At 49.6% G+C, this 13,188-nt stretch carries 6 protein-coding genes; 1 reads left to right on the plus strand and 5 read right to left on the minus strand.

Annotated elements, in window-relative coordinates; translation table 11 throughout:
* Window positions 1-211: 211 nt before the first annotated feature.
* The 3 genes from AC0WRU_RS22165 to AC0WRU_RS22175 all read right to left on the minus strand — a co-directional run bounded on the left by AC0WRU_RS22165 (window position 212) and on the right by AC0WRU_RS22175 (window position 6,495).
* Entirely contained in the window at window positions 212-2,722 is a 2,511-nt protein-coding gene (locus tag AC0WRU_RS22165; RefSeq protein ID WP_476128700.1) for a U32 family peptidase, read from the minus strand.
* Window positions 2,723-3,291: 569 nt separating this feature from the next.
* Window positions 3,292-5,205 (minus strand): stalk domain-containing protein, encoded by a 1,914-nt coding sequence (locus AC0WRU_RS22170; protein ID WP_476126311.1) that lies wholly within the window; start codon window positions 5,203-5,205, stop codon window positions 3,292-3,294.
* 48 nt (window positions 5,206-5,253) lie between these two features.
* Window positions 5,254-6,495 carry a S1C family serine protease gene (locus AC0WRU_RS22175; protein ID WP_476126312.1) on the minus strand — a complete coding sequence of 414 codons (1,242 nt, stop codon included), beginning with the start codon at window positions 6,493-6,495 and terminating at the stop codon, window positions 5,254-5,256.
* A 342-nt stretch (window positions 6,496-6,837) separates the two neighbouring features.
* Here AC0WRU_RS22175 and AC0WRU_RS22180 point away from each other — a divergent pair, with 342 nt between their 5' ends.
* Window positions 6,838-8,463 (plus strand): nitrite/sulfite reductase, encoded by a 1,626-nt coding sequence (locus AC0WRU_RS22180; protein WP_476126313.1) that lies wholly within the window; start codon window positions 6,838-6,840, stop codon window positions 8,461-8,463.
* Between the two features lie 165 nt (window positions 8,464-8,628).
* On the opposite strand, the gene AC0WRU_RS22185 is transcribed toward AC0WRU_RS22180, so the two are convergent.
* Both AC0WRU_RS22185 and uvrA read right to left on the minus strand, forming a co-directional pair.
* A complete protein-coding gene (locus tag AC0WRU_RS22185; protein ID WP_476128701.1) occupies window positions 8,629-9,834 on the minus strand; it encodes a hypothetical protein in 1,206 nt (401 codons plus the stop codon).
* Between the two features lie 413 nt (window positions 9,835-10,247).
* Entirely contained in the window at window positions 10,248-13,109 is a 2,862-nt protein-coding gene (uvrA, locus tag AC0WRU_RS22190; protein WP_476126314.1) for an excinuclease ABC subunit UvrA, read from the minus strand.
* Between the last annotated feature and the right edge of the window lie 79 nt (window positions 13,110-13,188).

Here is a 13,188-nt window from a genome sequence, read left to right on the forward strand (position 1 = left end):
TAGCTGTTCCACATGTTCAGCACACTTGTAAGTCCATTGTACAACAGTTGCGCAATTGGACACGCGGAAAGATATTAAAAAAGGGCCGCCTCATTGGCTATACATAAAAGCAGACCACTTCCCGGAAAGGGCAATGGTCTGCTTTGTTCATCATGCTGAATGTCAGTATAATTCTTCAAACACTGTAGCAGTTACGTATGCATCACACAGACTACTTGACCAGTTGCCCGCGTGTAACACCCAACTGGTTCGTCGCTTTAAGCGTCTTCCAGACCTGTGTACCACTGATTTCTCCGCGCAGGGCACGGTTATAGAGGTCAATCACCTCTCGTACCTGCTCCGGGGTCTCCTCAAGAAACTCCACGCGGTAGCGGGACACACCCAGCTCCATAAAGTTGGATAGGTACTCGGCGCCGGATTGCTCGATGGCATTGTATACCGTGTTGCGACAGCCTTCGTCCACGCGAACGGGGTGAGACATACCAATACGGTCGCGCAGGGATGCGCGATGGTCCTCACACGGACGCCCGCAGTTGGTGTAGTCCGTGCCTTCGCTCATGAAGGTGCAGTATACGCAATGTTCGGTATGGAACATCGGCATATGCTGCTGAATCACGATCTCCAGCTTATCGGTACGCGTGCGTCCGAGCATATCGACCATTTGCTGGATGTTCAGGTCATACGACGGCGTAACAAGGTCGCAGCCGGAATCCAGGAACAGATCAGCCGCTTTGTGGTTGGCGACATTCAGCGAGAAGTCACCGATCAGCTGCGGATGATGTGCGTCCGGATTTTCCAACCGATGACGCATGTAGAAATACAGCGCCCCCGGATTGCGTACCAACACAGCATCCGGTTTCAGACGCAGGATGTTGTTGTGGTAGCCGTTTTCACCCGGCATGTGAATACGCGGGGTCACCAACGCAATTCGACGCCCTGCGGCGTGTACAGCCTCTACGGCTGCCGGGAATTGCTTAATGAACTCGAAGTCGGCGTAGATGAACTCCACGCCGGCCTCCAGCGCAGCCTCAACCTGCGGGAGGCTGCGACACAGCGCGGTCAGTTCTGCCTGACCGCGTGCCACTGGCGATGCAGGAACCGATGCATCGCCATACACCTCTACCGCCCGCTTCGTGTACACGGGCGGTTTGGGGCGCTCGCCCGCGAGCAATTCCACCGCCTGACGGCGGATGCTGTTCAGCTCGCGCATCGGCACGATGACGTCCCCATGCAGGTGGACGTCCAGTTCTTCCAGCTGGAACACCGTTCCGCCCAGTCGGCCGAACTGCTCCTCGAGCAGTTCGCGCGTCATTGGACGCTTCTGGGCGATTTCAAGTTCCAGCTCGGAATCCACGCGGACCGTCGTGCCTTTCTGCACATCGGTCCACCAGGTCGTCAGCGGCTGCCCTGGAGAGCCGCTGACACGCACATGTACCGGAAAGACACGGTACGGCTTGTCGGTCTCATACGTCTGGCGCAGACGCTTGTCCAGCGCCGGGTCGTTGGTCTTCCAAATGCGGTCGCCAACATGTACACGGCGCAGATCCACATCGTTGCGTCCCGCTACGATGTCGATAATCCAGCCTTCTCCGGCTTCGCCTTCGATCTTTACACCCTTGCGACGGATATCGTATACGCGTCCGCCTTCTTCTTTTTGCGTGGGATCTCCTGCATCGAATACAATACCGTCGCCACGCTTCAGCGGCGCATCAATACGGCATACTACGCCGTCACGAAGGATTTGTTCCACCCGACCCAGATAAACACCCCGGCTTTTCGGGAACGTACCGTCAACCAGCTTCTTATTATTCGTTCCTTCCAGAAACCCGTGCGTAAAGCCGCGTGAAAAGCTTTGCTGAAGCTCGCGGATATCTTCTTTGCTGGTCTTGGAAGTGTCACCTTCAAAATACTTATCAATCGCCTTACGGTACTTACTGACCACGTTGGCTACATATTCAGGCGTTTTCAGTCGTCCTTCGATTTTAAAAGAGATGACGCCCGCGCCAATCAACTCCGGCAGCAGATCAATTGCAGCCAAATCCTTAGGTGACAGTAGATACGTCACGTCGGCCATCGGCTTTTGCTCGCCATCCACCATCAGATCGTAAGGCAAACGGCATGCCTGTGCGCATTCGCCACGGTTCGCAGAGCGCCCGCCCCACATTTCAGAAGTCAAGCATTGACCCGAGTAAGATACACATAATGCGCCATGCACGAATACTTCCATCGGAAGTCTCGCTTGCTCACCTATTTTTTGAATCTGTTTTAAGTTATTTTCACGTCCGAGCACAACCCGCTCAATGTTGTACGGTTTCGTAAACTCTACCGCCTCCGGCGAGGTAATCGTCATCTGGGTAGAGCCATGGATCGGAAAATCCGGTGAAATATCGCGAACCATTTTCACCAAGCCCATATCCTGTGCAAGCAACGCGTCCACACCCGCATCCACACAGGCATCGACCAGTTCCTTGGCATCCTCCAGCTCGTTTTCAAACACCAATATATTGAATGTGAGAAAGCCTTTAACCCCATAGCTATGCAAAAACGCCATAATTTCAGGCAGTTCATCCATACGGAAATTGTTCGCCCGCGCCCGTGCGTTGAACTTTTCCACTCCGAAAAAGATCGCATCGGCTCCATTCGCTACCGCCGCACGCATACAATCCCAGTCACCGGCTGGTGCCAGAAGCTCGACATCTTCTCTTCGTACTGCTGATTTCATCATTGTCCTCCCTATACTGAGAAATAACTTATTATTCTTTGGTAAAGCGTTATTTTCCAGAGCAGCAATGCTGCTTATTTTAAAATCCTATGAACTATCATCCTATCCGATCATCCCTACTCTGAACCATAGGCTCACGGGATCATTGACATCCAACTCAAAAAATCCGCATGACAAACATTGCGGCATAATCATTCTTATCTTGTAACTAATCTAGTGTACCAGACTGCGCCCCAAGCTTCTACACTTTCCAAGCGATTCCTTGCAAAAATATCGTACTAAAAATAAAAAACACCCCCTACCCCGTCAAACGGTACATTGGAGATGCTTGAACAACCCTTGATCTTCCCTGCTTACCTCACTCTTAAAAAGATTGGCGATCTTATGGCGGGCACCAGCGAAGCGGGCCATTTGAATCCGTAGAAGCGCAGCGTTCGCCTTTGACCCGGGATTCTTACCATTCAATCCCTTATACAATCAAAGAATCCCGGGTCAACAGCGATCGAAGGATCAAATGGCACGCGCAGCGCTCTCCCCACCATAACTCGCTAATCTTTTCCCTACACCCTCTACTTCACAAAATTAAACGAATTCAGCGTCGAATCCAGTGCAGTAGACTGCACAGCCGTATTGTTCGCGTCATTCAGCGTCGTTGCCACGGTATACGTTTTTCCGTCACGCTCCAGAACAATTTGGCGGCCTGTATAGCCAATACCTTCTTCCACACGGTGGAATGTAAAGGAAGCTGCCGGAACCCCGGCGAACGTCACGTCCTTAACCTCTTCAACCTTGAGGTTTTTGTAGCTTTTACCCTGCTTATCGTAAAAGTCCTTGAGCTGGGATACCGTTAACTCGAACGATTGGTCATTGTCGACCTTGATAGAGAAGCGTCCTCCAGTAAACTGGTATTCCACATCACCCAATTCAAATTGGTCGCTGATCGCTGTCCAGTATCGTGGAATATTCACCGTGTACGCATAGGCTTTGGAAGTCTTTTTGACCGTTTTCGTTTTGTCTGCCAGATAGTCGTCCTCTTCCAGTTGTCCGAAGTTGCTCGCTACGGTTTGGAAATCGATTTGAAGCGAGGAAATGAGCGCATTGAACTGATCATTCCCTTTGCTCACTTTTTCCGGCACAGCGTATTCAGCCAGATAGCGGTATCCATTTTGCTGAATCAGCACATTGTATTCCTTAACCCATCCATCGCCAAAGTTGTATCGATACTCCTGAACCAGCCCCTTAACCCCCGCAACCTCAAGTGGATAGGTCTTCTGGGACTCATAAGCTGTAGATACAAATGAATCACTCAGCCACTTTTGCAGCTGTTGGCTCCAGTTCTCCAACGTGGCATCAGCAGGAGCTGAAGTCACGTTCAAGCGGAAACTCGATCCATCATTGCTTTCGTACTGCATCCGCTGATCGTCCATTTTCCAACCTGCCGGTATGCTAAGCGACACACCATAGTCCAGGTTTCCAGCCTCACGTGTTCCCCCTACGACGGTCGATAGGTCTTTAATGCTTTTATCCTGTGCATTGAAGGAGGTCTTGAAGGAATTTAACAGACCCGCATACTGTGCGAGATCCTTATAGTTCGTTGCTTTGGCATCGGAAAAATAAATGACATACAATCTTCCGTTGTCATAATACTGACGGTTTTCCCACAGCACGCCGTCCCCATCCTTCGTAATGACACGAGCATAAGGTACCTTTGATTTCGGGAAGGATTTTCGATCTATAACGATTTCTCCCGTCTCCTTGGCGGCTTGCACCAGTTGTTGAAGCAAATCGTCCGCATTCAACGGGACCGGCTGTGGGGCCGTATGCACTTCCATATAATACGCACTATTCTCGTCCATAAATGTGGAAATGCTCTCATCCCCGCCACCCTGACCGATGACCAGCCCTGTTGGATAGTTCATGGACCAATCGTAGTAACTGTTCCCGATCTGCGTCTTGCCCTCATCGTTATCAATGCTTGGCGTCTCTTCAGCTACCGTGCCTGCCTCTTCTTGCGCCTCCATCCGAATGACAATGCCCGCACCATTCTTCTCCAGCTTGCCTCCAAGGCCTTCTGCTACTTGACGCAGCGGAACCATCAGGACACCTGATGACATTTCCGGTGGAGCGGGGAGTGTTACCTTATGACCGCCCACCCAGGCAGTACGGCTACCCATGGTCAGCGATACGATGCGAGCACCGCTGCTAATTTTGACCACATTATCTTCGGCCAGCCGAATTTTGCTGTTAAATGCTTTTTTGAACACACCAGCCGGAACCATCAACGCACCGCTTTTTGAATAGGGTTTTGCAATATTGGCATTCTGACCGTTCACGATGGCTGTGTTGCTGCCGCCTTGCAGGCGTAGCTCCAAGATCGGTTTATCGCTGTCCGCCGCCACTGCTGGCAAAGCAGATAGCAGAACGGACAATGCAACCGCGCCAGCTCCCAGCTTATGCATCATTTTTCTTTGAATATGCTTCACAGTAATCTCCCTCTAGCTATATTTGATATCATAACGATCCGTTTTCATTTACTTCCCTGTAGCGGCTGCCTCTTGGACTGACTCAGATGCTCCCTTGGAAGGCACTACATTGCCATCACCAGCCGACTCATCCGAGTCCCCGGCATCCTCTCCGCCCTGAATAGATTCATAGATTTCACCATTATCCTGTGACAGTACCAACTTGCGTTTTACAATATCGCCGTCCGTCTGCATAAGCAAGCTCACCGTCTGCCCAGGCTGATAGCTTTTAAGCAACTCGTTAACATCGATAGCGGAAGCCACACGCTTGCCGTTTATGCTATACAACTCGTCGCCTTCCTTGATTTTGGCCTGAACAGCACTAGCCGAAGTAATTTTTGTGACTTTCAAAGGGTCCTCCGTAGGCAGCCCCACGATCGCCGACCAGCTCTCTTCCAATCCTAGACCAAGACTGGCACGCCGAACCTCACCATACTTGAAAAATTGAGCAATAACATACTTCACCGTATCCGAAGGAATCGAAAAGCCCATATTTTCAATACCGACAGCCGAAAATTTCATCGTATTGATCCCGATTACCTCTCCTTTGAGGTTTACGAGCGGACCACCACTGTTACCAGGATTGATCGCGGTATCGCTTTGGATAAGTCGATAGGCAGCGTTGACGCCACGGTTCAATCCGCTGACGACACCCGAAGTTGCCGAATTACGCAGGGAAAAAGAGATAGGCGTACCGATAGCCACTACCTGCTCTCCCACCTGAAGATTATTCGGCGAGCCCGCTAAGGTAGCAGGTTTAAGGCCGCTTGCTTTGATTTTAACCAATGCCAGGTCGCTGACCGGATCACTGTAGCTATCTGTAATACTGTAAGATTTACCGTCCGAGGTCACGACCACAGCATCATTTAATCCTTCAATAACATGTGCATTCGTGACAATCCATCCATTTGTCCGAATAATAACCCCCGTACCGTGAGCAAGATTGTACCGATCTCCGCCTGCCACGGTTTGTCCCGTTGCTGAGCGACCGATGATGCCTACCACAGAGGGAGATACATTTTTAACCACCTGCGGCACACGATCGGCCGATAACGTATATGTACCATTTGCGCTGTTATACGCGCCGCTGGTTCCTAATGCTTTATTCACATCGCCTACGTTGACATAGACCCCGCCGTTAATGACCTTTGTTTTCAAAGCAGTTCCACTGCTGGCTGCACCTGCTGTTCCAGAAACACACAAAGCGCTGCTCAAAGCCAGTATGACAGCCCTTTTCCCCATCTTACGCATAGTTTCACCTTTTCCTCTCTAACATGACCCTGTTCTATCAGTTAGTCCAAATCTACCATAGAGGAGACACGCATACAATCGCTTTAAGCCCTATCTTTTTTTTTAAAAGCTATGTTTGCCGCTTACATGACCCCTCATGTCATTTATACTATAAAATTACCAAATCCTTATATCAAGAAAATAAGCAAAAACGATAAATAATCGTTATAGCGTTTGGGCCATTCCTTCGTTTACGGGCACTCCCAACTATGATACCATCACATTATATCTTAGTTCTATTGTCGGAAATAAAAGAATAACTTTGAATCCCTGTAATCAACGCTTATGAAGGAGGTTGAAAGGATGGCTTACGAACCAATCTGGACCGCTCATCCCGATAAACTGAACAAATTCGAATTTGCCAAGCTGGAAAAGGACGGCCTCGACGTCATACGCACCATTATCGAAAACTATGCGAGCGAAGGCTTCGATTCGATCACTGCGGACGATATGGATCGTTTCAAATGGGCCGGAGTGTATCAGCAAAAGCCCAAGGACGGTCATTTTATGATGCGCATCCGTATTCCTACAGGTATCATGACATCAGCGCAGGCACATGCATTGGCGGACATATCCACACTGTACGGACGCAGTCTCGTTGATGTCACCACCCGTCAGGCTATTCAGCTTCACTGGCTGACGGTTCAAGATTTACCCGATATTTTTGAGCGGCTGGAAAAAGTTGATTTGTACTCCTTTGAAGCCTGTGGCGACTGCCCGCGTACGATTGTTGGCAATCCGTTGGCAGGCATTGATCCGAATGAATTGGTCGACACCAAGGACATTGTGGATGAAGTCAACCGTTTTTTCGTGTTAAATCGGGACTTCTCCAATCTGCCGCGTAAATACAAAATGTCCATCTCCGGTAACACGTACAATAATGCGCAGGCTGAAATTAACGATTTGTCCTTTACGCCAGCCACTAAAGTAATCGACGGGGAAGAAGTCATCGGCTTCCATGTGATGGTCGGTGGGGGCTTATCCGCCAAGTCGCATTTGGCGCAATCGCTGGACCTGTTTGTCCGTCCTGATGAAGTTTTGAAGGTTTCCATTGCAGTCACCACCATTTTCCGGGATTACGGCTATCGGGAAAAACGACATCATGCCCGCTTAAAATTTCTCATCGCCGATTGGGGCCCGGAAAAGTTTTTAGCCAAGCTCACGGAGTATATCGGCGAAATGCCCGGCCGGGGCGAGGATAAAACGATCGGCTGGCAAGCAGCCTACTTTGACGGTGTGCATCCACAAGCGCAGCAGGGTCTAAACTATGTCGGTCTGAACGTGCCAGTCGGCCGTCTGGATGCTGACGAACTGCACGAGCTGGCCGACCTGGCTGACCGCTACGGTGATGGACAGATTCGTACCACCATGTCACAAAATATTTTGCTGAGCGGCGTGCCGGACAATCAGGTGGATGAATTACTACAGGCTCCTGTGCTGCAACGCCTGACGCCACAGCCCAAGCATTTTATGAGCCGTACCGTTTCATGCACCGGGAATGAATTCTGCAATCTGGCGATTGTGGAGACTAAAAAGCGGGCGGTTGATGTTGCCGAGTATTTGGATCAGCACGTAGAGCTGGACGAAAAAGTACGCATTCATTTCATCGGCTGCCCGAATTCCTGCGGACACAAGCATATTGCAGACATCGGTCTGCAAGGCTCGCTCATTAAAACACCCGAGGGTATGGTCGACGCGTTCGACATTGCTGTCGGCGGAGCGCTCGGACCGGGTGCCCAGTTCAGTAAAGCCCTCAAAGGCCGCGTACGTGGTGATCAGGTTGGCCCTGTGTTGGCCGAACTGATTCTGTTTTACAAAGAAAATCGAAATGCCGACGAAACCTTTTATGCGTATGTACATCGGGTAGGCATTCCGACTTTTCAGGAAAAGCTGTCTGCTATTTTGCAGGCCAGCACCGCTGCTTCCTGAGGTCTGTAAGTAAGGCTCTTCTATCATGTGTTCTCTTAACCTAATAGGCCTTCCAAGGCAGCCTGTTTGTATCTCGCATACAAGCAGGCTATTTTCTTGTGGTCATAACATGGCTGCAAAAGGTCATCTTCTGCGCTTTCAAAAAAAGATACCGGATTATTCAGATTATTCCGGTATCCATATTTTCGCAAAATCAAGTACTACCGGTTTATGAGCGCCGCCGGATGTGGATGTCACCACTGCATAGCCTGTCGGTATTTTGTATATGAGTCCCGTGTCATATCGGATGCCGAAGGAATTGTCTTCCTTGTAATGGGTAGTGGTTTCCCAAACCTTCGTACCGTTCCCTTTCAAGCCAGTGATGGTAATCCCATGCATCTTCGTGCTGCCTCCCAGCGGATCATATCGGTCACTAAACCGAACGTACACCTGCTCCTCCGGCAGATATACCCGGTCAGCCGGATAATCCTCTGTATCACCGAACAATTGCAGTCCGTTGCTCAAAATCTGTGTACGCTTGCTGTTCCCTTTAAGCCCTGTGACGGCTATATGGCCACCGGACAACTCCCGTACCTCTGCAATATCCTTACCAGAGCCCAAATCGAAATTAATGTTACGGATTTCCTGGCCGTACACATCTGCCTGTACTCCTACCGGGCCATGCGGACTGTTCATAAGTGCATAATATCCATCGTGATTGCCAACCAGCCAACCCGAGGTCACCCCGTCCTTCGTTCGGTTCCACAGCTCCTCACCAGTTTCTGAGTATTTGAGTACGGTAAATGCTTGTTCCGCCCGGTCGAGAGAGGATACAAGAAATCCGCCGTCCGCAAGCGGTTCCAAACCTATAAGGGAGTTCTGTCCATGGGATGCCAAGCCATCCGTTTGTAACGTTTTGGACCACACGCTATTCCCGCCCTCATCTAACCGTGAAGCCTGTAACTCCCGTATCCCGTCTGGCTTCGTATAGTCGATAAGCAGCAGCGAGCCACCATCCGACGTCTCCCGCTGGACTCCCCTACTGCTTGCACCAGGCTGCACATTCAGATCCAGCTCATGTTTCCACACACTCTCCAGCGAGCTGTCCAGCTTGCCGTACGTGACATGCGCCACACTTGTCTCAGTGTTGTCTTCGATGTTCAGTACCAGAAACCCACCATTCGCTGCGGGCTGAATATAATTGTGTGGATTCCCTTCATCCTCAAAGCTTCCAATTGCCGCGCTTGTTTCAATTTCAGCCTGCTTGGGCACAGCCGCCTCGGACACCTCGGATGCATAAGACGGAACAGCGCTAAAACCCATGACCCATGCCGCTAAGGCAACTCCTGCTGTCCATGAATAAACACGTGTACGTAGAAACCCGTTTCGCATTCCCTTCAAACGTTCCAGCTCCCTTCATGACTTTACCTCAGAGATGTTTTTAAAAACCTTAGATGTGATAGACTAACGGTTTCGCTTCAACTTGTACTGGTTGTCACGTGGTCACGGAACTTCATGCGATGCTATACAATCATGATTTATATATTTACCTCTTCAAGCCCGAGCCCAAACATTTGAAACTCCAAAATGGAGACTGCTCCGAGACTTTCTGCCGATGAATATACGTATAGATTTATTATTCCAGCGCTTGGTAAACTATGTGTCACATGCTTTAACGCAAGATTTGGATAAAAGTTCTCTTTTTTTACAAAATAAAGCCCCACCAAGGCAAAGGAATGAATACGCTAATTCGTATTCTGCCTCCATACCTGTGTGGGGCTTACAAGACTTACATTAAATGATGTCTACAGATCGGCTGTCTGAAGCGCTTTGCTGCGCTGTGTATCCCGTTCAAGGATTGGCTTCAAATACCGTCCTGTATAGGATTCTTCGACCTTCACAAGCTGCTCAGGTGTTCCAGTAGCCAAAATCGTGCCACCGCCGCTACCGCCTTCCGGTCCCAAATCAATCAGATAATCGGCTGTTTTAATCACATCCAGATTATGCTCAATGACCAATACTGTTTCTCCCGAATCAACCAAACGATGCAGCACCGTCAGCAATCTGTCAATATCGTGAACATGCAGACCCGTTGTCGGCTCGTCCAAAATGTAAATCGTCTTACCCGTGCTGCGACGATACAGTTCGGAAGCCAGCTTCACCCGCTGCGCTTCGCCCCCGGACAAGGTAGTCGCAGGCTGTCCCAGCTTGATATATCCCAGACCTACATCCATTAGCGTCTGGATCTTGCGATGGATCTTCGGGATGTTTTGGAAAAACTCTGTCGCATCCTCTACCGTCATCTCCAGTACGTCAGCAATACTCTTACCTTTGTATTTCACTTCAAGGGTCTCCCGGTTATAGCGTTTGCCCTTGCACACTTCGCATGGAACATACACGTCTGGCAAAAAGTGCATCTCAATCTTGATGATCCCGTCGCCTCTGCAAGCTTCACAACGGCCGCCCTTTACGTTAAAGCTGAAACGACCCTTTTTGTAGCCCCGCACCTTGGCCTCATTCGTCTGCGAGAATAAATCCCGGATATCATCGAATACTCCAGTATAAGTTGCGGGATTGGAGCGCGGCGTGCGGCCAATTGGAGACTGATCAATCTCTACGACCTTTTCGATATTTTCAAGCCCGCGAATTTCCTTATGCTGACCCGGACGCACTCTCGCCCGGTTCAGATCACGCGCCAGTGTTTTGTACAAAATTTCGTTAACCAACGTAGATTTTCCGGAGCCGGACACACCCGTAACAGCCGTGAAAACCCCAAGCGGAATTTTGACATTCACATTTTTGAGATTGTTCTCTTTGGCTCCCCGGATTTCCAGCCACTTGTCAGCAGGCTTACGCCGCTCGGTATTGACCGGAATAAACTTGCGTCCGCTCAAATATTGCCCGGTCAAGGAATTCGGGTCCTCCATAACTTCCTGCGGAGTCCCCTGTGACATGATCATGCCGCCGTGGATTCCAGCTCCCGGTCCGATATCAATAATATAATCTGCTGCCATCATCGTATCTTCGTCATGCTCCACCACAATCAGTGTATTCCCGAGATTCCGCATATGCTCCAATGCACTAATCAGTCGGTCATTATCCCGCTGGTGCAACCCGATGCTTGGCTCGTCCAAAATATACAGTACGCCCATCAGGCTGGAACCGATCTGTGTCGCCAACCGGATACGTTGTGCCTCACCACCGGATAACGTTCCCGCTGCACGACTTAAGGTCAGGTACTCCAAACCAACATTAACGAGGAATCCCAAACGGCTGTTAATTTCCTTAAGAATAAGATTAGCAATGGACTGTTCTTTCTCACTCAACACCAACGTTATGAAAAATTGAGATGCTTCGCCGATGGACAAATCAGTTACATAGGCAATGTTACGCTCCTGAATAGTCACCGCCAGAGTTTCTTTCTTCAAACGATGTCCCTTACAAGTATTACACGGCTTTGCGCTCATAAATCCTTCAATAAATTCACGGATACCATCAGAAGCTGTGTCACGATAGCGACGCTCCAGATTCGGAATAATTCCCTCAAAGGTCACATAGGCTTCCTTGCGTTGACCAAAATCATTTTCATAACGAAACCGGATCTTCTGGTCGCCCGTTCCATGTAATAAGATGTTCATTTGTTCCGTGGTCAGTTGGCTGACAGGAATGTTCTGTGGAATACTATAATGCTCGCATACGGACTGTAAAAATTGCGGATAATAGGTAGAAGTTCCTCCACTCCACGCCTGAAATGCTCCATCTTCTACACTTTTCTCCGGGTCAGGAATAAGCAGGTCGGGGTCGACAACCATTTTAACGCCTAATCCATCACAATCCGGGCAAGCACCGAATGGACTGTTAAAAGAGAACATCCGCGGCGACAGCTCGTCTATACTAAAACCACAGATCGGACAGGCAAAATTAGAACTGAAACGCAGCTCTTCTTGCCCCATTATGTCCACCAGCAACTGACCTCCTGAAAGGTTCAATGCTGTCTCAATAGAGTCGGACAGACGTGTACGCACATCCTCCTTCACTACGATCCGGTCTACAACCACTTCAATGGAATGCTTCTTGTTTTTCTCCAGCTCGATCTTTTCGGATAACTCACGCAGTTCGCCATTGACACGCACCCGTACAAAGCCTTGCTTGGCAATATCCGCAAACAGCGTTTTATGCTCACCTTTGCGTCCCGAAACCAATGGAGCCAAAATTTGCAGTCTTGTCTTTTCAGGATATTGCAAAATGCGGTCCACCATTTGTTCAACCGTTTGTGATGTAATTTCAACGCCATGCTCAGGACAATGAGGGTGACCAATTCGGGCAAACAGCAACCGCAAATAATCATAAATCTCCGTAACCGTACCAACGGTAGAACGCGGGTTACGGCTCGTAGTCTTTTGGTCAATGGAAATCGCAGGAGACAGTCCGTCAATGGAATCCACATCCGGTTTCTCCATCTGTCCCAGGAATTGACGCGCATACGCGGATAAAGACTCCACATAACGCCGCTGTCCTTCTGCATAAATCGTGTCGAAAGCCAGTGACGATTTACCTGAGCCACTTAGCCCCGTCAGGACGACAAATTTGTCTCTGGGGATAGTCACGTCAATATTTTTGAGATTATGCGCCCGAGCGCCTTTGATGATGATGCTTTCATTCGCCAAATGTTTCATCTCCTTAGCCATAGTTCACGTCATGCTATATTGCATGGGATACCCCAAGCAAGTGATATATCGCAAAGAG

Source organism: Paenibacillus sp. 1-8, from assembly GCF_056316205.1.

Excerpts from the sequence above, each read along its gene's own strand:
- AC0WRU_RS22180 (WP_476126313.1), top strand. The coding sequence starts at position 6,838 with ATGGCTTACGAACCAATCTGGACCGCTCATCCCGATAAACTGAACAAA.
- AC0WRU_RS22175 (WP_476126312.1), bottom strand. The coding sequence starts at position 6,495 with ATGCGTAAGATGGGGAAAAGGGCTGTCATACTGGCTTTGAGCAGCGCT.
- AC0WRU_RS22185 (WP_476128701.1), bottom strand. The coding sequence starts at position 9,834 with ATGCGAAACGGGTTTCTACGTACACGTGTTTATTCATGGACAGCAGGA.
- AC0WRU_RS22165 (WP_476128700.1), bottom strand. The coding sequence starts at position 2,722 with ATGAAATCAGCAGTACGAAGAGAAGATGTCGAGCTTCTGGCACCAGCC.